General features: G+C 71.1%; 2 protein-coding genes. Both read right to left on the reverse strand.

Features of this window, described 5'->3' with window-relative positions:
* The coding region (locus ACFWTE_RS29375) for an MMPL family transporter (RefSeq protein ID WP_378783176.1) at positions 1-2,286 on the reverse strand (2,286 nt) is incomplete at its 3' end.
* A gap of 21 nt (positions 2,287-2,307) precedes the next feature.
* Positions 2,308-3,361: alpha/beta hydrolase (locus ACFWTE_RS29380; protein ID WP_378783177.1), on the reverse strand; the 1,054-nt coding region annotated here is incomplete at its 5' end.

Genomic DNA, 3,361 nt, shown 5'->3' on the forward strand with positions numbered 1-3,361 from the left:
GATCGCCAGGGCGACCGCGTTGATCTTGCCCTGACGGCTGGCCTTGTTGAAACCGAGCGTTTGCGTCCCGCTCCACACGAAGCGCCCGTGCAGGCGCTTCAGGGGGGCCGGGGCCCACCAGTTGGCACGTCCGGCCAACCGCATGAACACCGGAACCAGCACGCCGCGGATGAGGGTCGCGTCCACCAGGATCACCACCGCCATGCCGATGCCCAGCATCATCAGGTAGAGGACGTCGGAGACGGCGTAGGTGGCGAAGGACGCGGCGAGGATGACCGCCGCCGCCGTCACCAGCGGACCGCTGCGCTGGAGCCCGGCCGCGACCGCCCTCGTGTTGTCACCGGTCAGGTCGTACTCCTCCTTGATCCGGGACATCATGAACACCTCGTAGTCCATCGACAGCCCGAACGCGATGCAGAACATCAGGATCGGGAACGTCGTCTCCAACGTGCCGTTGGCGGTGAAGCCGAGCACCCCGGACAGGTTGCCCTCCTGGAAGATCCACACCAGGACCCCGAACATCACCGCGAGGCTGAGCACGTTGAGCACGATCGCCTTCGCGGGCAGCAGGATGCTCCCGGTCATCAGGAACAGGATGACGAAGGTGATCGCGAGGATGAGCCCGAACACCAGCGGGACCTGGCCCAGCAGCGCCTCGCGGAAGTCGGTCAGGTCGGCCGGGTAGCCGCCGATCTGCGCGTCACCGGGCGCGGGCACGTCCCGGATGCGCTCGATCAGGTCCTCGACGTCGGTGAGGGCGTCGGAGCTGGGCACCACGGAGAACCACGTGGCCCCGGTGGAGCCGAACCTCTCGTCGGCCCCGGGTTCCGGGCCGGCGACCTCCTGGCCGCCGGTGTAGCGTCCGGTGAGCGCGTCCACCTGGTAGACGCCCTCCACCTGGGACAACTCCTCGGCGTACGCGCCCAGGGCGGCCGTGTCGGCCCCCTCCCCCGGTGTGTCCACCAGCACCTGCACCGCGTCCATCTCCTCCTGGACGAAGTTGGTCTCGATCTGGTCCTGGACGTCGCGGCTGGAGTTGCCCTGGGGCAGCACCCGGGCGTCGGGCAGGCCGAAGTCGAGCCCCGCGGCCGGGGCGGCCAGGAGAAGCACCAGGCCCAGCGCGGGCAGACCCCACAGGATCGGCCGGCGCATCATCCGCAGGGCGGTGGAGTGCCACCACCCGCTGTCGGGGTCCGGTTCGCGCTTGGGGCGCACCCGGTGACCGACCTTGGCGAGAGCGGCGGGCAGGATGACCAGCGCCGCGAACACGGAGGTCACCACGGCTCCCACACCCGAGTAGGCGAAGGACTGCAGGAAGGGGAAGGGGAAGAGCATCAGGCAGGACAGGGCGACCGCGACGGTCAGTCCGCTGAAGGCGACGGTGCGCCCGGCCTTGGCCACCGCCAGCGTGACCGCCTCGGGGACCTCCCTGCCCCGCGCGAGCTCCTCGCGGAAGCGGTTGATGACGAACAGGCTGTAGTCGACGCCGAGTCCCACGCCCATGACGAGGGTGAGGTTGGCGGCGAACGTGGACACGTCCGTGAAGTAGGTGACGCCCCGCAGCAGGGCGAGCGTGGCGATCACCGAGAAGAGCCCCATGGCCAGGGTCAGCGCGGCGACGGAGACCCGGCGGTAGAGGACGAACAGGAGGACGAACACCAGCGGGAAGATGATCGCCTCGGCCCGCAGGAAGTCGGCCTGCGCCTGTTGGGCGGCCTGGCGGAAGATCTCGTCGCCTCCGCCCACCTCCACCCGCAGGACCTCGTCGTCACGGGTGAACTCCGGCGAGATCTCGCCGAGCGCCGTACGTGCCTCGGTGACGCTGCCCTCCATCCGCACGGTGATCAGCGCCTGGGCCCCGTCCTCGGAACGCATCGCGGGAGAGTCCCCCCGCCCCCAGTAGGACGCGGTCTCGGCGACCTCCTCGCGGGAGGCCAGGTCCCTCTCCAGCGCGGTGGCCGCCTCGACGACCTCCGGGGAGTCCACGTCGCCCTGCTGGGCGGTGACCAGGAGCAGGAAGTGGTGCTTGCCCGTGCCGAAGCCCTCCTCCAGCAGCTGCTCGACCCGCTCCGACTCCGACCCGGGGCTCTCGAAGCGGCTGAGGAGCAGCCGGTCCATCGTTCCGGCCGCCAGGACGAGGCTGATCAGGGCCAGCGCGATGCAGGCCAGGAGCACCCGCCCCGGGCGCCGGGCCACACCCTCTCCGAGCCGGGTCAGGAACGGGGGTCGCCCCGGTGGAGCCCCTTCGGTACTCGGTGGTGAGGTGGTCGTCGGTGACGTGGCCATGGTGGTGTTCGCCTTCCAGGGTCAGGAGGTGGGGGCGTGCCGCACCAACCACGCGGCAGCCGTGTCGTACAGGAGCTCGGAGCCGGCGTCGACCGTGACGAAGTGGCCGGCGTCGTCCAAGGTGGTGGAGGTGACGTCGGGGCTGGAGGTGAACAGCCCGGGGTAGCCCTCCACGCCCTGGCGGAGGACGTCGTGGGCACCGAAGACCAGGTGGACGGGGACGTCGATCTCGCCGACGAGGTCCAGGTCGTAGAGGATCGCCATGGGTTCGGAGATCATGACGCCGCACGGGTTGCGGCCCCAGTGCCCCTCGACCTCGGCGAGCACGGCGGGGTCGGCGCCGGCACCGAGCCCGCCTTCGCGGAAGTCCTCCAGCGTGGGGTCGAAGTGGACGTAGCCGAGGGGGTCCCCGGGGCCGTCGTGCTCCTCCCCGCCCTCCAGACAGGTCTGGTACGCGGTGAGGAAGCGCCGGTTGGTGTCGTCGGTGATGCCGACGGCGGCCCAACCGGTCAGGAACAGGCCGTCCACGTCGCCGAAGGAGACGGCGGCGGTCTCCGCGACCAGGGCGCCGCTGGAGTGGCCGCCCATGACCACGGTGTCGAAGGCGGTGGGCTCGCCCCCGTCCACCTCGTACCCGCCCTCGCGCAGCTGCCCGACCACCTGGTTCGCGATGTCGGCGTGGGCGCCGCTGCAACTGGCGAAGCCGTCGGGGATGTCGCTGGACCCGTAGCCGAGGCGGTCGATGGTGACCGAGGCGTGCCCCCGGGCGGCCAGTTCGTTGACGTAGTTGCGTCCTTCGACGTCCAGCCGCCAGATCCACTCGCCGGTGTTGGTGCCGTGGACCAGCAGGGACACCGCCGGGGCCTCGGCCTCCAGTACCTCGGCCGGCGCGGTGAGGTGGCCGCGCACGGTGTACTCCCGGCCGTCGGCGGAGCACTGGCCGCGGGTGCGGTTGACGTTGTCGACGGTGAACTCGACCGGGAGGTCCACCACCCCCTCGGGGGGTACCGCAGGGGTGGTGGACCCGGCGGCGTACGGCGCGGGAGCGCCCGTGCCCGGGGCCGCGGACGCGGCC

It is taken from the genome of Nocardiopsis sp. NPDC058631 (genome assembly GCF_042716955.1).
In the GTDB taxonomy this organism is placed as follows: Bacteria; Actinomycetota; Actinomycetes; order Streptosporangiales; family Streptosporangiaceae; genus Nocardiopsis.